This is a genomic window from Flagellimonas oceani, assembly GCF_011068285.1.
Lineage (GTDB): Bacteria > Bacteroidota > Bacteroidia > Flavobacteriales > Flavobacteriaceae > Flagellimonas > Flagellimonas oceani.
Map to the genome: position 1 here is coordinate 2,375,294 of NZ_CP049616.1, position 15,100 is coordinate 2,390,393.

The following is a 15,100-nucleotide window of genomic DNA, read 5'->3' on the forward strand; positions in this document are numbered from 1 at the left end:
ACTACTCATTTTTATGCGAAAACTTCATGACTACTTAGGATTGAGGTTCCAATTGGTGCTATTTGTGCTCTTGGCATCCACGCTTTCAGCGTTTGCCCAGAGCCAATACACCTTTACTGGAACTGTAACAGAAGCCGGCACCGAACTTCCTTTGGCGGGCGCTTCGGTTTTTATTGAAAACACATCTTTCGGTACAGTAACCGATTTTGATGGTAACTACAGCTTTACGGCAACTTTGGAAACCGGATCACAGACATTGGTGTTCAGCTCTCTTGGTTTTACGACCCAGAAAATTGCTGTAGATGCCGGAAGTGGACAAACAATCTCCACCGACATTGCGCTTGCTGAAGACCTTTTGAGCCTCGACGAGGTCGTTGTCACCGGTTCGGGATCAGGTGTCAACAAAAGGACGCTTGGTAATGCCATTTCTTCTGTTAAAGCCGAAGATTTAACGGATAACGGGGCAACACAGATTGATCAAGCTATTGCCGGAAAAATCACCGGGGCCTTGGTTCAACAAAACTCTGGTGACCCTGCGGGCGGTATAAGCATCCGTTTGAGGGGACCGAGTACCATTTCCGGTAACTCCGACCCACTCTACATTGTAGACGGAATCATTATTAGCAACTCCAGTAACGAGTTGGTAGACCTTGGTGGTAATTCCCAAAACCGCTTAGCGGACATTAACCCTAACGACATCGAGAAAATCGAGGTGATCAAAGGTGCGGCCGCAGCGGCAATCTATGGCTCCCGGGCCAGTAACGGAGTGGTGCAGATCTTTACCAAACAAGGTAGGACCGGTAAACCAAAATTCACCTTCATGACCAACACACGGATCAATGAGCTCCGCAAGGAAATAGATTACAATACAGTTCCATTGGCATGGGAAGTTCCCGGTGACCGAAACAACTTGGACACCTATGAAGTTGAACGCTATAACCTGCAAGATGCTTTTTTTGAAACTGGTTTTGGCGTAGAAAACTACTTATCCATGACAGGGGGTTCCGAAAAAACATCATACTATTTGTCGGCCTCCCACCTAGACAACGAAGGTATTGTGAAGAACACCAACTTTAAGCGATACGGGTTCAAAGCAAACTTGACCCAAAAAGCTACTGATTGGCTGGATATTACAGGAGGGTTCAACTATGTGCGCAGTGTAAGCAAAGATGTGCCGAACGGTGGTATCAACAACGCATATGGTGCCATCACAGGTTTTGTGTTCAGCGACAACTCCATTGATCCATCACCAGACGATTCCGGTGTTTATCCAGTAACCTCCCCGGCAGTGGCGCGGACCAATCCAGCAGAAGCTGTTGACCGTTTTGATTTTGGCCAAAAAACCAACCGCTTTATTACCAGCATCGCTTTGAACGCCAACTTCAATGAGCATTTGAGTGCAAAATACACATTGGGTATGGATTATTACAATCAATCCGCAACAGCCTATATCCCCATAGGCAACACCTCGCCCAACCCAGATGGGTATGCAAGGAGAGCGGATTTGAACAACTTCCAGTACAATTCGGACCTTAATTTAACATATGAGACCGATTTGAGCAATGCTATCAGCTCAACTTCCACATTAGGTGGTTCTTGGCAATATGAAGAAAGAGACAGAGTGGGCATAAATGCTACAGGACTACCGCCCGTTGTACAAACGGCAACCGGGGGAAGTATCTTGGAACAGGGTGAATCTAGGTCAAAGATTTCCTATTGGGGAGCGTTCTTCCAGCAATCATTCGCCTTAAACGACAAAATTTATGTCAATGGAGCCGTTCGTATGGATGGAGCGTCAACATTTGGCGAGGACGAGCGCAATCAAATCTATTTTAAGGCCAGTGGATCTTATGTGATTTCGGACGAGGACTTTTGGCAAGATACATTCGGAAGCACATTCAACCTTTTAAAACTTAGGGCATCCTGGGGACAAGCCGGTAACTTAACAGCTTTGGGAGCTTTTGACAGGTTCTCCATATACAATCCATCTGCATTGACCGGGTCCGTAAGTTTGACCCCTTCTACCGCACAGGGCAACGAAGACCTAAAGCCAGAAAGACAGGATGAAATTGAATTAGGTTTTGATGCCGGATTGTTCGACAATAGATTGGGTATTGAATTCTCGTACTACAAACAAAAAGTAACCGACCTTCTTTTGCCAAGGGTTCTGGCCCCATCCAGTGGGTTCGGCTCAAGGTTCGAGAACGTAGGGAACTTAGAGAATACTGGTGTGGAGGTACTACTGAGAGGAGCTCCTATCAGAACCCCTGATTTTAGTTGGGACGTAACCGCAACTTTTTCCCAAAATAAGAACGAGGTAACCAATGTTGCGGGTGGTGGAAGGCTCACCTTGGCCGGAAGTTTCTCGACCAATTATGTGATCGAAGGAGAGCCGCTGGGCGTTTTCTACAGACAGTTCTATGCAAGAAACGAAGATGGCTCCATCGCCCTCGATGAAAATGGATACCCCTATAGAGGAACCACCGAAGATGGGGAGTCCTCCAAAGTTATAGGAGATCCAAACCCAGACTGGTTTGGTTCATTGATCAATGAGTTCTCCTATAAAAACTTCGGCCTTCGGGTGCAATTCGATGCCGTGCAAGGGTACGATGTTTTCAACTGGAACAGAAGGTTATTGGATAACGTAGTGTTCGGTGGCGGATACAACGTTGGACAAGAACTATTGGGCAACCGTCCAAAAGGATACGGAAGTGCACAAGCAAACATTTTCGAAGAATTTGTAGAGGACGGGTCTTTCGTAAAACTACGTGAAGTGGCCCTGAGCTATAACTTTAAACCAAACTGGGAGTACATAGACAATGTTAAGTTCAGCTTGGTAGGAAGAAACCTTATCTCTTGGGACGATTACTCGGGATGGGATCCTGAAGTAAGCGCTGCCGGACAAAGCAACGGTGTTCGTGGATTTGACTTCGCAACTGTACCAATACCAAGAACATATCAGTTAGGCGTTAACGTAAGCTTCTAATCTTAAAAAAATTGACAATGAAATTTTACAGATATAACACATACAAGCTGATGTTCTTGCTGACCACCATATTGGCAGTTACATCTTGCGAAACAGATTTTGAAAACCCAAATGCGGCGACCAGCGATCAAGTATTCTCATCAAGGGAAGGAATATTGGCCGCCACCATTGGAATGCAGGAACTGTATTCCACAACCGGGTTGCGGTATATTGTGGAGACCCCTGCCATTACAACACGTGAGGCAGCTATCACCACCACTTTTCAAAACATGATCGATTTAGAGGATGGCGGCGACATTCCCAACACCAACTCCAATGTAGTCGGTCTTTGGACCACCATGTTAAGAGTAATCGGCATAGCAGAAGACATCGCTGCAAACGCCTCCACCATTGATATTGTTCCGGGAACACAAAGTGGATTGATTGCCTATGCCAACCTATACCGTGCCATGAGCATTGGTGCTATGGCCCAAAATTACGAACAGGTCATAGTGGCAACTTCGGAGGACAATCCCCCATTCGTTTCACGCATCGAAGGCTTTAACACCGCGATCACCCTGTTGAACGAAGCGAAGAATACGTTGGCGGCCACTCCAATTTCTTCCGAATTTGAATCTGAGATCTTAAGAGGGGAAATCGACTTGGAAAATACCATAGACGCCATGCTGGCCAGGTTCAACCTATATGCAGGCAACTACGATGCAGCCATTGCCGCAGCATCAGAGGTAGACCAATCATCAACATCCGTTTTTAGCTACGATTCACAAAACCTGAACCCCGTTTGGGCCAGAGTCTATCAAAATAACACACCAAACTTTAAGCCTAGGGACAATTTCGGATTGCCAGAATCATTTGATATAGATGAAAATGATGGTAGAACAGAGTTCTACCTGATTCCATTGGACACGGTTAACCTTAATCAACTTCCCATTGAGGATCTAGGAGGCTTTTTTGATGACGAAAACGGGTCAGAATCAATCCCGCTATATCTTCCGGACGAGATGAACCTTATTATCGCAGAGGCCAATCTTAGAAAGGCCTCACCAGATACAGGTGCGGCCGTAACAGCTCTAAATGCAGTCTTGACGGATACCGACGATGTTTTTGGCGTAAATGCCAACCTACCGGACTATACTGGCGATACCTCCGTAGATGCACTATTGGAAGAAGTATACAAAAACAGGAGGATTGAACTGTTCCTGACCGGGGCAAGCTTAGAGGATAGCAGAAGATTTGGAAGACCCGAACCAACACCGTCCGTTCAAAACTTTGAAGAAGAGCGCAACAGAAACTTCTACCCCTACCCCAACACGGAAAGAGATAACAATACAAATACACCGGCTGATCCAGCCATCTAAAAAATGACAATGTTTTTAAGTTGTTAGTTGTTTAATTTAATCTAGCAAAAGGCCTACATTTAGTGCATACGTAGGCCTTTTTTTCGCTTATATGCATCGAATTTTATACATATTACCACTCCTTTTTCTATTTTCCTGTGCTGTTTCCAAAGCACCCAAAGAAGAATTTAGGGGCGTGTGGATTGCGACCGTGGCAAATATTGACTGGCCCAAACACCCAGATGACGACATTGCCAAGAAAAAGAAGGATTTCATCAAAATCCTTGATTTCTATCAAAACATGAATTTCAATGCGGCCATTGTACAGGTACGCACCGCAGGAGACGCCCTCTATCCTACCGATTTGGCACCTTGGTCCAGATATTTAACGGGCACGGAAGGTGAAGCGCCCGAAGGTTTTGATGAACCGCTCAAATGGATGATCAATGAAACCCATAAACGCGGGATGGAGTTCCATGCATGGCTCAACCCATACAGAGCCACAGTAAGTCTGGACACTACCCTACTTTCGAAAGAACACGATTATTACCAGCACCCTGATTGGATAGTTTCCTACGGAAAAAAGAACTATTACAACCCTGGACTGCCCAAAGTCAGGGAAAAATTCAATACGATCATAGAGGAACTGGTTACACAATATCAGGTAGATGCCATTCATTTTGATGATTACTTCTATCCCTACAAAGTAGAAGGGGAAACCTTTGATGATGCCGAAACCTTTGCAAAATATGGTTTAAAAGGCCAATCCCTGGATGATTGGCGACGTAGCAATGTGGACTCGCTCGTACAAAATGTACATCGAACTATCAAAAAACATAAGCCGTGGGTTCAATTTGGCATTAGTCCATTTGGGGTTTGGAAAAACAAGAGTACCGACCCAATGGGTTCCGATACCAAAGCCGGGCAAACTACTTACGAAGATCTTTATGCCGACCCCGTTCTGTGGGTTCAAGAAGGTTGGTTGGATTATTTGGCACCACAAGTGTACTGGAGCATGGACTACCCCATTGCTTCCCATAAAATCATAACCTCTTGGTGGGACGAGCATACCCCTAAAACCAATCTATATATTGGAAATGGCACCTACAAAATAATGAACAATGCCGACAAGGCATGGGAAAAGAAAAACGAAATACCAAAGCAATTGGATTATGCCCGCAACTTGGAAAACGTAGATGGCAACATTTTTTTTAGTGCCAAATCCTTGATGGGGCAACACGAAAAAGTCAATCAAAAGCTGCGAAAAAAATACTATGAACTTCCTTCTGAAAACCCAAAACCATTGAACAGAATTGTACGCGAGGTTCAACTTCCCGCTATCAATTCCGTTGAGACCAACTATCAAAAATTGGAGATTTGCATCAGTCACACCGATGATATACCGCGATTTTTAAATCTTTATGTAGCCAAAAAAGATAAGCAACAACTCATTGGAAAGCAATATCTTTCAGAAAGCGATATTGAAGGTTGTTATCAATTTAATTTGAAGCCGAAACAAGTCCGAAAGGATTTACAGATCAATATAAGTGATGCCTATGGCAATCACAGTGCCATGCAACCGATAATCTTTAATTAAAGGATGATGCAGGACATGCTTGTTCGACTTTTGGACCTACCGAATATCTCAAAAGAGGAAAATACTCTTTTGGAGAAGGAGGGCATTATCTTTAGGCGACCCATTGCCCCCGAGAAAAGCCTTGTAGTCCACTGGATCGATATGCATTTCAGTAAAAATTGGGCAGATGAGGCAGAAGCAGCCTTTTCCGCATTGCCCGTAAATTGTTTTATTGCCCAGAAAGGACAAAAAATACTGGGTTTTGCCTGTTTTGAAAGTACAGCGAAGAACTTTTTTGGCCCAACTGGCGTACTTCAAAACGAAAGAGGAAAGGGCGTAGGCAAAATCTTGTTGGTAAAGTCGTTGTTGAGTCTAAGAGATATGGGGTATGCCTATGCCATTATCGGCGGGGTCGGTCCTGCCGCCTATTACCAGCAAATTGTGGACGCCAAGATTATTGAAAAGTCCGAGAAAAGCATTTATCAGAACCTTTTAAAACAACCCAAATGAATATTGCTCCCAAAGACAAAAACGCTTGGCTGTGGATTCCCTTTTTGTATTTCACGCAAGGAATCCCATACATTCTAGTGGTCACGGTTTCAGTAATTATGTACAAACGTTTGGGTATTGGAAATGCCGAGATAGGCCTATATACCAGTTGGCTATATCTCCCATGGGTAATAAAGCCCTTGTGGAGCCCCATTGTGGACCTCAACGGTACCAAGCGAAAATGGTTTTTGGGAATGCAATTGGTCATTTCACTTGCTTTTTTAGGGATTGGTCTCTTTTTGCCATCCAACTCATTCTTCATTATAACCTTAGCGTTCTTTTGGATGGCGGCCTTCGCCTCCGCCACCAACGATATTGCTTCCGATGGCTATTACATGATTGGCCTTACCCAGAAAAAACAATCCTTTTTCATTGGCCTTCGCAGTACGTTCTACCGCTTGGCCATGGTCACTGGGCAGGGACTTTTGGTGATTTTTGCTGGTTTTCTGGAAAATCAATATGGAGACAATACCAAAGCGTGGTCCGTTACCATGATCAGCGCGGCAGTTTTAATGATTGCCCTGACCATTTCCAACTTTTTTACCGCACCCAAATTTGAAGGAACAGCGATAGAATCCAAGGAAAGACCTGCTGGTTTTTTTGAAGTATTTGCCACATTTTTCAAAAAACATCAAATTGGCGTGGCCCTTTTGTTTGTATTGACCTATCGCTTGGGCGAATCACAATTGGTGAAAATGGCATCACCTTTTTTACTGGATGATCTGGAAGTGGGAGGATTGGCCTACTCCACCGAAGCCGTCGGAACCATTTATGGTACGGTAGGCGTCATAATGTTATCGCTCGGAGGTATCCTCGGAGGAATCTTAATTTCCCGTGACGGTCTAAAAAAATGGATGCTTCCGATGCTTTTGGCCCTTAACTTGCCCAACGCACTCTACGCACTGTTGGCCATCACACAAACCACCAGTATTTATGCCGTTGTTGGAACCGTGGTGTTGGAACAATTTGGTTACGGTTTCGGATTTGCCGCTTTTATGATGTATCTGATCTATGTGGCAGAAGGTGCCTCAAAAACATCTCATTATGCCATTGCCACTGGCTTTATGGCCTTAGGAATGATGCTTCCCGGAATGCTGAGCGGGTATATCCAAGAATGGTTGGGGTACGATGGTTTCTTTATTTGGGTCGTAATCGCCGCCCTTCCCGCATTTTTGGTCCTCCGCTATCTAAAATATCCTGCCGACTACGGCAAAAAAACGATAGAATCCAATGACTAACACCTCTCAAACACATATCCTTCTCACTCAACCATTGACCTTAAAACAAAAGGTGGGTCAGTTGTTTATGCCCGCGGTTTTTATAAACGATACCGAGGAAGAGGTACAACAGATGGAGAAACTCATAAGGGAACAACATATCGGCTCCATTTGCTTTTTCCATAGCAGGGCCAGTGCGGCCACCAATTTTGAAGGGAAGAAAAAAATTGTCCATAACGAAAATAGCTATCATCGTTTATTGGAACTGATACACCGTTACCAAAAAGCTGCCAGTGTTCCCCTTTTGATCGCCATTGATGCCGAATGGGGGCTCGCCATGCGTATTGAAAACACACCACAATACCCGTATGCCATCACTTTGGGGGCTTTAACGGACAACAACGACCTTATTTACAAGGTGGGCGAAGCTATTGGAGGTGATTGCCGAGCGGCGGGCATACAATGGAATCTGGCACCGGTCGTGGACATCAACAACAATCCGGAGAATCCCGTAATCGGATATCGCTCTTTCGGGGATGATAAAGAAAAAGTCCTTGGCAAAGCCGAAGCATTTATTAAAGGGATGAGCAACAGCGGCACCCTCAATTCCATCAAGCACTTTCCGGGGCATGGCGACACGGCCACCGATTCCCATTTAGGGCTGCCGGTAATCGATAAATCCATGGATGAACTTATGGAAAATGAGCTATATCCGTTCAAAAAATTGATTGGGTCAGGGATAGACTCAGTTATGGTCGGCCATTTGCTACTCCCCCGGTTAGATTCGGAAAACCCATCCACCACATCGTCCAAAATCATTTCCGGTTTGCTAAGAGATCAATTGGGTTTTAATGGAGTCGTAATTTCCGATGCTTTGAATATGCACGCCGTTTCAAAAATGTTCCCCAAAAAAGGGAGACTGGAACATGCTGCCTTCGCCGCAGGTATGGATGTACTCTGCTTTAGCGAAAATGTAGTAGAGGGAATCGATGAAATAATGGCAAAAGCTACCGAAACAAGCATCCAAAAGAGTTTTGACAGGGTTTGGGCAATGAAGGATAAGATTTTCAAAAAAGAAAATTACTCCAAATCACAGGGCGCTGAAATGCAAACAGATTCCATATTGAATCGTGAAATTGCCAAAAAAAGTATAACGGAACTTTTCGGAGACTCAACATTGGTCAAAAAAGTAAAAAACACTGATTTTTTGAATGTTTCGGTCAGTTTTGATAAAAAAAACAGCTTTTCCGAACAGATTTCATCCAATTTTGATTCAACAACCATGAATTTGGAGGAAGCTCTTCTATCCGAAAAGGACTTGGTCCTTCTTAGCCTATTTCCCCCAGCCGTTAAGCCCAAAGACCAGTTTGGGTTTGATGAAAAAACATTGGCTGACATTCATAGGCTATTGGAAGAAAAAAACACTTTGATCTACCTGTTCGGCAATCCCTATGTGCTGGATATTTTAAAATTGCAACCATCGTCCAATGTAGTGTTGGTATATCAAGTTTTTCCAGAGTTCCAAGAAGTTGCATTTGAACATTTCTCCGGTAAAATTGAAGCTCGGGGAAAACTTCCCATTCAATTAAAAACCTTCCGACCATGAGTGGAGAAATTCTTGATTCTTGGAACAGAAATGCGAAAGAATGGATAAAAATCATTCAAAACAATGCAATTCCGTCAAGAAAGTTTACGAATCCGGCCATTTTAGATACCATCAAACAACTAGATGGAAAAAAGATTGTGGACATTGGTTGCGGTGAAGGTTGGTTGACGAGAGAAATGAAAAATTTGGGTTGGGAAGCAATGGGGTTGGATGCTACCGAGGTTTTGATCATGCAAGCGCGAAAGCAAAGTGACCAAAACTTTGAAGTGTTCACATTTGAAGAAATTATTGCAGAAAAAACCATCCCTAATGGAACTTTTGATGCCGCAGTGTTCAATTTTTGCCTATACCAAAAGAACGATATAAAAAAATTGTTGTCGAACACCCTCGATCAATTATCCAAAAATGGAACGGTCGTAGTCCAGACCCTGCACCCCTATTTTTTATTACAGAACAATTTGCCCTACAAAAGCCAATGGCTATCCGATTCATGGAAAGGGTTGCCCGGCAATTTTAAGGACGGGCATTCTTGGTATGCCAGAACTTTTGGGGATTGGATTTTGGAACTGAATCAAATTGAAAACAGCAATTTTGAATTCGTTGAAATTGTGAACGATGAAGAGAAACCTGTTTCCCTGATCATAAAAATCAACAAAGCATGAGCACATACAAAGTCTTGGGCCTAATGTCCGGAACTTCGCTGGATGGATTGGACATTGCCTATTGCCATATTTGGGAAGAGGATAACAAATGGAATTTTTCCATAAAAAATACCGCAGAAATCGACTATTCCGATGAGATGAGGGAGTATCTCAAAAATGCGATCCATCTTTCGGAGGAGGACCACGACCAGCTCCATAAGGATTATGGCATTTGGCTGGGGCAGCAATCCAAGTTATTTATTGATGAATTGGAGGAAGAGGTCGATTTTATTGCCAGTCATGGCCATACTTCGCATCACCGACCCGAAGAAGGCGTCACTTTTCAGTTGGGAGATGGGCAACTACTGGCAAACACATCGGGAAAACAGGTAGTCTGTGATTTTAGAACCAAGGACGTATCGCTGAAAGGCCAAGGAGCTCCACTGGTTCCTATTGGGGATAAATTACTTTTTCATGAGTATGATTTTTGCCTCAATTTGGGGGGCATCAGTAATATTTCTTTTGATAAGGACGGTGAGCGTATTGCCTACGATATCGGTTTGGCCAATATGCCGTTGAACTACATTACACATAAAATGGGCCTTGCCTACGATGCCGATGGAAAAATTGCGCGTTCAGGTAAGCTGGACAATTCTTTATTACAAAAACTGAACAGTTTAAAGTATTACACGCTTCCCTATCCAAAATCCACAGGCTATGAATGGTTCACTTCGGAAATTGTTCCATTGATAGAAGCTTCAAAAAGCTCCAACGAGGATCTCTTACATACTTTCATTCATCACAATTGTGAACAGATTGCATTGAGCGTCCGCAAGTACAAGAACAATAGTACATCCAACAGCAAACTTTTGGCAACAGGAGGCGGTGCCCTCAATCAATTTTTTATCGATACATTACAAAGTAAACTGGGTATTAGCATTGAAGTTGTAGTGCCAAACAAAACGTTGATCGCCTACAAAGAGGCTTTAGTCTTTGCATTAATGGGCGTACTCCGCTTGGAAGGAAAAACCAACGTACTGAAATCAGTTACCGGTGCCACTTCCGATTCGTGCAGTGGTGAAGTATTTTTTCCAATAAAAGATTAAGTCGTAACGACACGCTTCCTTTTCGGCCTGTTCACCAACAAGAAAATCGCCAGCGCGCACAGACCGCAAATGGCCAAACCTGCGAAGAGCGGCCAAACACTATCCTTTACAAATTCACCGATAAACGTTGCGATCGGTATGGAAAGCAAAGTGGACACAAAACCGTTGATGGCAGCGCCAATTCCTGCAATGTGTCCGATGGGTTCCATGGCAATGGAGCGGAAATTCCCCCACATAAACCCGAGACAGAAAAATTGCACGGACAAAAATGCAACCAATACATAAATACTGGGATTGGGCGAATTCAAAAACAAAACCGAATACAAGATGGCGACCGTACAAAACACAATAGTGGCCATCAAAGAAAGTTTTCGCATTCCAAAACGCATCACAAGGGTACCGTTCAAAAATGTGGAAAGTCCGATTGAAACCGCAAGTCCCGCAAAGATGTAAGGGAACATTTCCTTTAAGGCATATTGGTCTTCAAAAATATGTTGGGCCGAACTCAAATACACTAAAAATGCACCGGTGACCAAACCTGAAGTCAATGTAAAGGCAACGGTCTCCCTATATTTCACAAACTCCTTTATCCCATCAACAAAAACATGTCTTGTAAAGGGAATTTTATACTCTGGATGAAGCGTTTCTCTTTGTCTTTTCCAAAACCAAACAGCGACCACCAGCACAAAGAACATCTGCACATAAAAAATGGCTTTCCAACCGGCCGCGTCCAAAATCAACTTACCTATAGCGGGAGCCACTACCGGCACCAGAATAAAAAATGCCACTACAAACGACATTATCTTTGCCATGTAGTCCCCTTGATACGTATCACGAATAATGGATATGGAAATGGTTCTTGGTGCCGATAACCCTATGCCCTGAAGGATCCTGCCCAATACCATAATCTCCAAGTTTGGAGCGTATAGGCAAATGATACTGGCGATCAAAAAAATGATGAACCCCATGTAGACAACGGGTTTTCTTCCATAACTGTCCGACAACGGGCCAAAAAACAATTGCCCAACGCCAAGTCCCAAAAAAATCATGGTCACCAACAATTGGTGATCTCTGGAATCTGTACTCTTGATGGCTTCCCCAATATTGGAAATTGCTGGCAGAATGGCATCAATGGCAAGAGCCACAATGGACATTAAAGCGGCCATCATGGCCACAAACTCAAAGTTGGGTTTTTGATTTAACTTTTCCATCCGGCAAAATTAGTCATACCCAACGGATCGGTAAAGCATTTAAGAAAGGTTTAATGTTAACGAAACATATCCAACGTTGTAGTTAAAAATCACACCTGATGTATGGGCGTTTCACCTTCCCAAAACTTGTTTGAAACAGATAAATCCCATAGAGAACCTTATATTTAAATCAAATTTTTATCGCCATGGCAAGTTTAAAAGTATTGGTAGTTGGATGTGGAAATATGGGCACCTCACATGCTCGCGCCTATCGCAAATTGAAAAGCTTTGAAATCGTTGGATTGGTCAGCAGAGGCGCCAAAAGCAGGGAACGCCTTTCCAATGAATTGGGGGGCGCCCCGATGTTTTCTGATTATGCTGAAGCCCTTGAAACATCGAAACCGGATGTGGTTTCCATCAACACCTATCCCGACACCCATTTTGATTATGTAAAAATGGCCTTGAATGCCAACTGCCATGTTTTTGTGGAGAAGCCATTGGCATTAACGGTTGAGGAAGCTCAAACTTTGGTAGAGCTTGCACTTCAAAACAATCGTAAAATGGTTGTGGGCTATATTTTGAGGGTACACCCGACTTGGGCAAAGTTCACTGAAATGGCCCAAACTTTGGGCAAACCTTTGGTAATGCGCATGAACTTGAACCAACAAAGTTCTGGAGACCATTGGCATACCCATAAACAATTGATGAACTCCATGTCCCCCATTGTGGACTGCGGAGTACATTATGTTGATGTGATGTGCTCCATGACCCGTTCCAAACCCATCAGTGTTTCTGCCATTGGCGCCCATTTGTCCGATGAAGTAGATTCCGATATGTACAATTACGGACAGTTGCAAGTTCGTTTTGAAGACGGCTCGGTTGGCTGGTACGAAGCAGGTTGGGGGCCCATGATGAGCGAAACTGCTTTTTTCATCAAAGATGTCATTGGTCCAAAAGGGTGCGTTTCCATCAGTGATCAAGACAAAGGTGCATCCGACGATGTGGAAGGACATTCCAAAACAGGTAGCTTAAAGTTACACCACAGCGAACTTGATGCAAATGGAAATTTCACCAAAAAAGATGAAATCATCAGTACCTCTGATGAACCAGACCATGATGGACTATGCTTGTTGGAGCAGGAATATCTATTGGATGCCATTGTAAACGATAGAGACTTGACCCATCATTTAGCCGACGCCGTCAACAGTCTCAAAATTGTTCTTGCCGCAGATGAATCGGTTAGGACGGGAAAAACCATCATGTTGTAGATAAAATGTCAGGTTAGGTTCAGTGCTTAGTAAAAATTAGTGCAATTCGTGTCAACCCTTCACCCTTTAATTTTTGTTTATAACGGAATATTCCCATGCTTCTTCCAAGGGGTCTGAACCTCTTTGTTCTCCAGCATGGCAAACGTTTTCAACAATTTGCTACGGGTGTCTTTGGGCAGAATTACTTCATCAATAAATCCACGTTTGGCGGCACGGTAAGGATTGGCAAACTTATCGGCATACTCGGTTTCCTTTTCTTTCAATTTGGCCTCTGGGTCATCTGCAGCGGCAATTTCCTTTCTAAAAATGATTTCACTGGCGCCCTTTGCGCCCATTACGGCGATTTCGGCGCTTGGCCAAGCAAAATTGAAGTCCGCCCCAATATGCTTGGAGTTCATTACGTCGTAGGCACCACCATACGCTTTACGGGTGATTACCGTGACTCTTGGCACGGTGGCTTCACTCAATGCATAAAGCAATTTTGCCCCGTGCATTATAATTCCGTTCCACTCTTGGTCCGTTCCTGGCAGAAACCCGGGAACATCCACCAATACCAGCAAGGGGATATTGAAAGAGTCACAAAAACGGGTGAATCGGGCCGCCTTGGTGGAACTGTTCACATCCAACACCCCGGCCAAAAACATAGGTTGATTGGCGACGATTCCAATGCTCCTCCCTCCCAAACGGGCAAAACCTGTAATGATGTTCTCTGCATAATCTTTATGGATCTCATAAAAAGAATCCGCATCAATAATTCCACTGATCACATCGTGCATGTCGTAGGGTTTATTGGCGTTGTCAGGAACAATACCGGACAGTTCCTCCCTAGTTTCGTCGCCCAGTTCGTATGGAATTTTGGGTGTGATTTCTTTATTGTTCTGGGGCAGATAGTCCAACAACTTTCGAATGTCGTTCAAACAAGTGGCATCATTGGCGGATGTTTTGTGCGCCACCCCGGATTTTACAGCATGGGTACTGGCCCCGCCCAGCTCTTCCGAAGTCACGGTTTCGTTGGTCACGGTTTTGACCACATTAGGCCCCGTAACAAACATGTAACTCGTTTCTTCCACCATAATGATGAAGTCCGTCATGGCAGGGGAATACACCGCTCCACCTGCGCATGGTCCCATAATGGCCGAAATCTGAGGGATTACCCCGGACGCCTGAACATTGCGGTAAAAAATATCGGCATATCCGCCAAGCGACCGCACTCCTTCCTGTATCCGGGCCCCACCTGAGTCGTTCAGTCCGATAATGGGTGCGCCGACCTTCATGGCCAGATCCATTACTTTACAGATTTTTTCCGCATGGGTCTCGGAAAGGGCTCCCCCGAAAACGGTAAAATCCTGGGCATACACATACACCAATCTTCCATTTACCGTTCCGTAGCCGGTTACCACACCATCGCCATAATACATCTCCTTGTCCATACCAAAATCGGTGGTACGGTGGGTCACTAAAATGCCCATTTCTTCAAAAGAGCCTTCATCCAAAAAATAGAGCACCCTTTCACGGGCGGTCAGCTTTTTTTTCTGATGCTGTTTTTCGATACGTTTTACGCCTCCACCCAAATGAGCTTCGGCAATTTTTTCCTGTAGTGCTTTTATCTTGGGATCCATAGGAT

General features: G+C 44.2%; 11 protein-coding genes. 9 read left to right on the top strand and 2 right to left on the bottom strand.

The genetic code is table 11. From position 1 onward, the window contains the following. Positions 1 to 13 precede the first annotated feature (13 nt). The 8 genes from GVT53_RS10830 (at position 14) to GVT53_RS10865 (ending at position 11,018) form a co-directional block, all read left to right on the top strand. Positions 14 to 2,986: a SusC/RagA family TonB-linked outer membrane protein gene (locus GVT53_RS10830; RefSeq protein WP_166248644.1), complete on the top strand. Its 2,973-nt coding sequence runs from the start codon at positions 14 to 16 to the stop codon at positions 2,984 to 2,986. A 17-nt stretch (positions 2,987 to 3,003) separates the two neighbouring features. Further along, positions 3,004 to 4,344 (top strand): RagB/SusD family nutrient uptake outer membrane protein, encoded by a 1,341-nt coding sequence (locus GVT53_RS10835; protein WP_166248645.1) that lies wholly within the window; start codon positions 3,004 to 3,006, stop codon positions 4,342 to 4,344. A 91-nt stretch (positions 4,345 to 4,435) separates the two neighbouring features. After that, positions 4,436 to 5,920, top strand: coding sequence for a glycoside hydrolase family 10-like protein (locus GVT53_RS10840; RefSeq protein ID WP_166248646.1), 1,485 nt, complete (start codon positions 4,436 to 4,438; stop codon positions 5,918 to 5,920). 3 nt (positions 5,921 to 5,923) lie between these two features. Further along, the gene (locus GVT53_RS10845; RefSeq protein WP_205791636.1) at positions 5,924 to 6,409 is read left to right on the top strand and encodes a GNAT family N-acetyltransferase; all 486 of its coding nucleotides are present in this window, start codon (positions 5,924 to 5,926) and stop codon (positions 6,407 to 6,409) included. Next, on the top strand, positions 6,406 to 7,686 hold the full coding sequence (locus tag GVT53_RS10850; RefSeq protein WP_166248647.1) for an MFS transporter: 1,281 nt from the start codon (positions 6,406 to 6,408) through the stop codon (positions 7,684 to 7,686). Before GVT53_RS10845 ends, GVT53_RS10850 begins: the two co-directional genes overlap by 4 nt. After that, entirely contained in the window at positions 7,679 to 9,271 is a 1,593-nt protein-coding gene (locus GVT53_RS10855; RefSeq protein WP_166248648.1) for a glycoside hydrolase family 3 protein, read from the top strand. Before GVT53_RS10850 ends, GVT53_RS10855 begins: the two co-directional genes overlap by 8 nt. Next, positions 9,268 to 9,933: a class I SAM-dependent methyltransferase gene (locus tag GVT53_RS10860; RefSeq protein WP_166248649.1), complete on the top strand. Its 666-nt coding sequence runs from the start codon at positions 9,268 to 9,270 to the stop codon at positions 9,931 to 9,933. The genes GVT53_RS10855 and GVT53_RS10860 overlap by 4 nt, the downstream gene beginning before the upstream one ends. Continuing rightward, the gene (locus GVT53_RS10865; RefSeq protein ID WP_166248650.1) at positions 9,930 to 11,018 is read left to right on the top strand and encodes an anhydro-N-acetylmuramic acid kinase; all 1,089 of its coding nucleotides are present in this window, start codon (positions 9,930 to 9,932) and stop codon (positions 11,016 to 11,018) included. The genes GVT53_RS10860 and GVT53_RS10865 overlap by 4 nt, the downstream gene beginning before the upstream one ends. Here GVT53_RS10865 and GVT53_RS10870 read toward each other — a convergent pair. Next, positions 11,015 to 12,229: a multidrug effflux MFS transporter gene (locus tag GVT53_RS10870; RefSeq protein ID WP_166248651.1), complete on the bottom strand. Its 1,215-nt coding sequence runs from the start codon at positions 12,227 to 12,229 to the stop codon at positions 11,015 to 11,017. The two genes, GVT53_RS10865 and GVT53_RS10870, sit on opposite strands and share 4 nt — an antisense overlap. 185 nt (positions 12,230 to 12,414) lie before the next feature. Between GVT53_RS10870 and GVT53_RS10875 the strand changes: the two genes are divergently transcribed. Next, positions 12,415 to 13,476: a Gfo/Idh/MocA family protein gene (locus GVT53_RS10875; RefSeq protein WP_166248652.1), complete on the top strand. Its 1,062-nt coding sequence runs from the start codon at positions 12,415 to 12,417 to the stop codon at positions 13,474 to 13,476. Positions 13,477 to 13,553: 77 nt separating this feature from the next. Here GVT53_RS10875 and GVT53_RS10880 read toward each other — a convergent pair whose 3' ends face one another. After that, on the bottom strand, positions 13,554 to 15,095 hold the full coding sequence (locus tag GVT53_RS10880) for an acyl-CoA carboxylase subunit beta (protein WP_166248653.1): 1,542 nt from the start codon (positions 15,093 to 15,095) through the stop codon (positions 13,554 to 13,556). Positions 15,096 to 15,100: the final 5 nt, after the last annotated feature.

Coding starts and splice junctions, on each gene's coding strand:
- GVT53_RS10875 (WP_166248652.1), top strand. CDS start 12,415: ATGGCAAGTTTAAAAGTATTGGTAGTTGGATGTGGAAATATGGGCACC.
- GVT53_RS10830 (WP_166248644.1), top strand. CDS start 14: ATGCGAAAACTTCATGACTACTTAGGATTGAGGTTCCAATTGGTGCTA.
- GVT53_RS10860 (WP_166248649.1), top strand. CDS start 9,268: ATGAGTGGAGAAATTCTTGATTCTTGGAACAGAAATGCGAAAGAATGG.
- GVT53_RS10865 (WP_166248650.1), top strand. CDS start 9,930: ATGAGCACATACAAAGTCTTGGGCCTAATGTCCGGAACTTCGCTGGAT.
- GVT53_RS10870 (WP_166248651.1), bottom strand. CDS start 12,229: ATGGAAAAGTTAAATCAAAAACCCAACTTTGAGTTTGTGGCCATGATG.
- GVT53_RS10880 (WP_166248653.1), bottom strand. CDS start 15,095: ATGGATCCCAAGATAAAAGCACTACAGGAAAAAATTGCCGAAGCTCAT.
- GVT53_RS10840 (WP_166248646.1), top strand. CDS start 4,436: ATGCATCGAATTTTATACATATTACCACTCCTTTTTCTATTTTCCTGT.
- GVT53_RS10855 (WP_166248648.1), top strand. CDS start 7,679: ATGACTAACACCTCTCAAACACATATCCTTCTCACTCAACCATTGACC.
- GVT53_RS10850 (WP_166248647.1), top strand. CDS start 6,406: ATGAATATTGCTCCCAAAGACAAAAACGCTTGGCTGTGGATTCCCTTT.
- GVT53_RS10845 (WP_205791636.1), top strand. CDS start 5,924: ATGATGCAGGACATGCTTGTTCGACTTTTGGACCTACCGAATATCTCA.
- GVT53_RS10835 (WP_166248645.1), top strand. CDS start 3,004: ATGAAATTTTACAGATATAACACATACAAGCTGATGTTCTTGCTGACC.